The 3425-nt window shown below is 54.7% G+C and carries 4 protein-coding genes; all 4 read left to right on the top strand.

Annotation, left to right across the window (positions count from 1 at the left end; translation table 11 throughout):
• Positions 1-598 (top strand): NirD/YgiW/YdeI family stress tolerance protein (locus tag AB7F49_RS39000; protein WP_428533284.1); only part of this gene is annotated, 598 nt, incomplete at its 5' end.
• 17 nt (positions 599-615) lie between these two features.
• Positions 616-897: a transposase gene (locus AB7F49_RS38995; protein WP_428533287.1), complete on the top strand. Its 282-nt coding sequence runs from the start codon at positions 616-618 to the stop codon at positions 895-897.
• Positions 898-1488: 591 nt separating this feature from the next.
• On the top strand, positions 1489-1833 hold the full coding sequence (locus tag AB7F49_RS38990; RefSeq protein ID WP_428533281.1) for a hypothetical protein: 345 nt from the start codon (positions 1489-1491) through the stop codon (positions 1831-1833).
• A gap of 868 nt (positions 1834-2701) precedes the next feature.
• Entirely contained in the window at positions 2702-3343 is a 642-nt protein-coding gene (locus tag AB7F49_RS38985) for a hypothetical protein (protein ID WP_428533278.1), read from the top strand.
• The last annotated feature ends 82 nt before the right edge of the window (positions 3344-3425 follow it).

The raw sequence follows: 3425 nt of genomic DNA, 5'->3' as shown, positions 1-3425 counted from the left end.
AGCTCTCGTCCATGGTCGGCCCTCCAAAACGCCGACCACCCATGAATCACGCAAAATGACCCAAGGGAATCCCAAAAAAGCACGATCCTTCAAAATCTGCCAAAGTAGTGCTAGGGTCCAGACTCATTCACAGCCAGAAGGCGACGGCGGTGGCGAGGCGAGCCATGTTCTACATGCTTGCGGCAGCCTGCGTGTTGCTTTCAATCGTCGTCGTGAAGCAATCTGCGGCAGCAGGGGAGGTTTCAACATGAAACATGTGATGGTCGCGCTGATTCTGTCTTCGGTTCCCATGACGGCGGCCATGGCCCAGTTTACCGGTCCCTCTGCCGCAACCACCAGCCGGCCAAGCGCCGTCGCTGCGGTTTCGCGAGCCCGCCCCGGCAGCTTTGTAACCCTGAAGGGAAACATCGTCTCGCATCAACGATCGGACTATTTCCTCTTCCGCGACGCAACGGGAGACATCCGCGTCGAGATCAGCTCGCCTGTCTTCGCCGGTCGAGCGGTCACGCCGGAAACGCGCGTCCGTCTGGTGGGAGAAGTCGAAGTCGGCCTCGCCGGCCGCTATGTCTGGATCCAGTCACTGGAAATCCTGCCTTAGGGCCCAGCTCATAACAAATAGCTGACGGTTGCAAAGGCTATGATGCGAAAACAAATCGCGAAGCAGCGCGCAAGCGCGGAATTTGTCCGGCCATTCCGTATCGTTCGACGACGAAGGATAAACCGAAGTTCTTTCCCAAGCTGCTTTACAGGGGGCGTGCCCGCATCGAACAAACGTTCGGCAAAATGAAGCGCTTCAAGCGCGTCGCCCTACGCTGCGAGAAGACGGCCAGGAATTTCCGATCCATCGTCAGTTTCGCCGCAGGCCTGTGCTTGATCAAATTCGTCCACACGGCCTAAGACGGCGATAATGACTCGCTTCATGCGCACCCTTAGATTTGAGGGGGCGGGACAGTTGTATGCGTACTGGCACAAGTGTCCCTTCGATTTCCAGGAAAGGGGGCTTGATAAGGCCTTTATCACTCATCTTCATCATCCGTATCTGGGTTGTTGTCACGCATTGTCGACGCAAAAATGCTCGGTGACGCCTCTGCCGGCGCGAATAAAAGAGGCCGTCACAAAGGCGCTCCGCGCCAGCCATCTTCCTCTCGCCCCTCATGGTGGGATAAAACGAGAATGGGCTCGTGACCTGTGATTCTTCGAACAGTTGCGCCGTCCTGCATGGTATGAGGTGCGTCGGAGAAGCGGCCGCCCGCACGTTGGCGACTGAGGCGTCGGTTTTGTGCCCCCCAAAATAAGGCACGTGTCCCTGTTTGCAGGCGGGGCAGCTATCTTAGTTACAATAATATTTGTGAGTTTAACGAGGAACTTTTAATCGCAACGGACGTTCAAGGTTGGTTGAAGCTGCTGCGTCGGCGGACCTGTTTGTTTTTAGAATTGAGCTAACGCGGTTTCCGCTGGCGTTGCAAAAAAATCGATTGGAGAAATGCTATGGCGAATGTTGTCGGCGATTGGGTTTTAACGACAGACTGGGGATGCGACGGCAGCATCACCGGGTCGTTCAATCAAACATTCAATGCGAACGGCACATGGACCTCGACACCCTTTTCGCACAAAGGCAGATGGTTTCAGGTCGAGGGCATGGTCGTTTGGACCTTCGACGACGTGCCGGCGCTGGTTTACGCGGCCAATTTGAGCGGCAGCTGGATGGCTGGCGCGCAAGGATATGAACTCGCCAACGGCATGAAAGGATGCTTCGGCGGCCACAGATCGACCGTGGCTGGCGTCGCGATTGCGCGCGAGGCGAAAGGACACGATCCTCTCGTCAACAAATGATCTGCGTTGAATTGCGCCGCCATTCCGAATGGCGGCGATTTCAAGATCCGGGAGCGGCAAAGCGCTCCCGGATTCATTGCGCTCTCACGCGCCTTCCGCCACCAACGCCCGCTTCACGCCCTCGTCCGCCACCATCATGTCGTGATATTTCTGGACGCTCGGATATTACGACAATTGTGTCCCCTCTTCGCAGCAACGGCTCAGCCCAATACCATCTGCTGCATAAGGCGGGTTAACTCGCATTCCAACTCGGCATCGCTCATTTGTTCCTCAGGACGCTTAGTAATCTCTTTTGGCAACAGCGAAGCAATTAGCCTAAGATAGGCCGCAGGCTCGAATATTCTGCAATTCTCGATTGCCGTAGCGCCATGCAATTCGAAATCATTCCGTAATGCTTCAACAAACGCTTTCGTAATTAAATTACGTGAGCCCTTGCGCGTAGTCCTAGGCAGGTGATTTCGCCACACAGTATGTCCGGGCAATAGCCGACCCTTCGCATCTCGTTGCTTAGCGCTAACGAGCGTCTCATCGTCCGTGCGATCAAGCGGCGAACTTTTTTCCTGCATGTTTCGAACCATACCTTCGTTGCATAATCAGCGTCGCTTAGTTCATTTCAATCGCACGTCGCCCACATAACCCATGCATTTTGCGACTCGACCGTCGCGCCGTCGTCAGTCTGCCAGCTTCCCCACCTTGGCGGAGTGGCGATCTGGCGGTCTGACGGTTTGCGGTGGCCAATTCGGCGAGCAACTTTGCGAATCCTCTCAACGAGTTAGACGTCGCCAAAGTTCAGACCGCCAGACCGCCAAGAATTTGAGGTGGGAGTGCTTGGCAGAGTGAGCCGCCAGGACCATTATGGACACGCTCCTTGCTCGCAGGACGCTCCTTCCTGTTCATTGTCTGCGGCACGATCTTGTGCTTCGGCCCGCTCTTGACCGCAGCATATACAGCGCGTTCAAATCGAGCCCACGCGTCCGGTTCATTTCTGTTGTTGTCCATGGGTCCTTTTGACATGCAGCCCATTTCCAGGGTTAAGCCCAACGCCGTCACGATATGGGGCGTCAACGACGCGATGATCTTAAGACCAAAAATCGCCGTCAAGGTAGCTCAATATATCTCGCAATGGTCTGATATCGAAACGCTTCTCGGCTTATTTCTAGCAATCTTGCTTCATGCGCATGAAGACGCTGCCGTGGCGATTTTCCACGGGATAGAAAACAGAACAGCACAACTAAAAATGCTTTCATCGGCAGCGGAGGTCAGCTTGCCGGAAGATACGTTTCGCGCCGTCTCAGCTTTAATAACATCGCTCGTTAGACCATCAATGAAATATAGAGACAAGCTTGCCCATTGGGCGTGGGGCTTAAGTGAAGATATCCCCGACGCACTGCTGTTGAGTGAGCCAAAAGATAAGCTTGTGGCCCATCTAAAAGGACTTCGCATTCAAGTTTCAAAGCAGTCCGATCTGTCCGGCGTCAGGGCCTTTGAGACAGATTGGGCGGATTGCTGAAAGGAGGATTTCTGGCTCATCGTAACCGTCAGGGAGTGAAGATGAGCCGGAAATCCGGTAGCCAGAAGCCTTCGTCTGAACG

The organism is Pseudorhodoplanes sp. (assembly GCF_050250235.1).
Lineage (GTDB): Bacteria > Pseudomonadota > Alphaproteobacteria > Rhizobiales > Xanthobacteraceae > Pseudorhodoplanes.
This window is presented reverse-complemented; position numbering and strand designations above follow the sequence as displayed.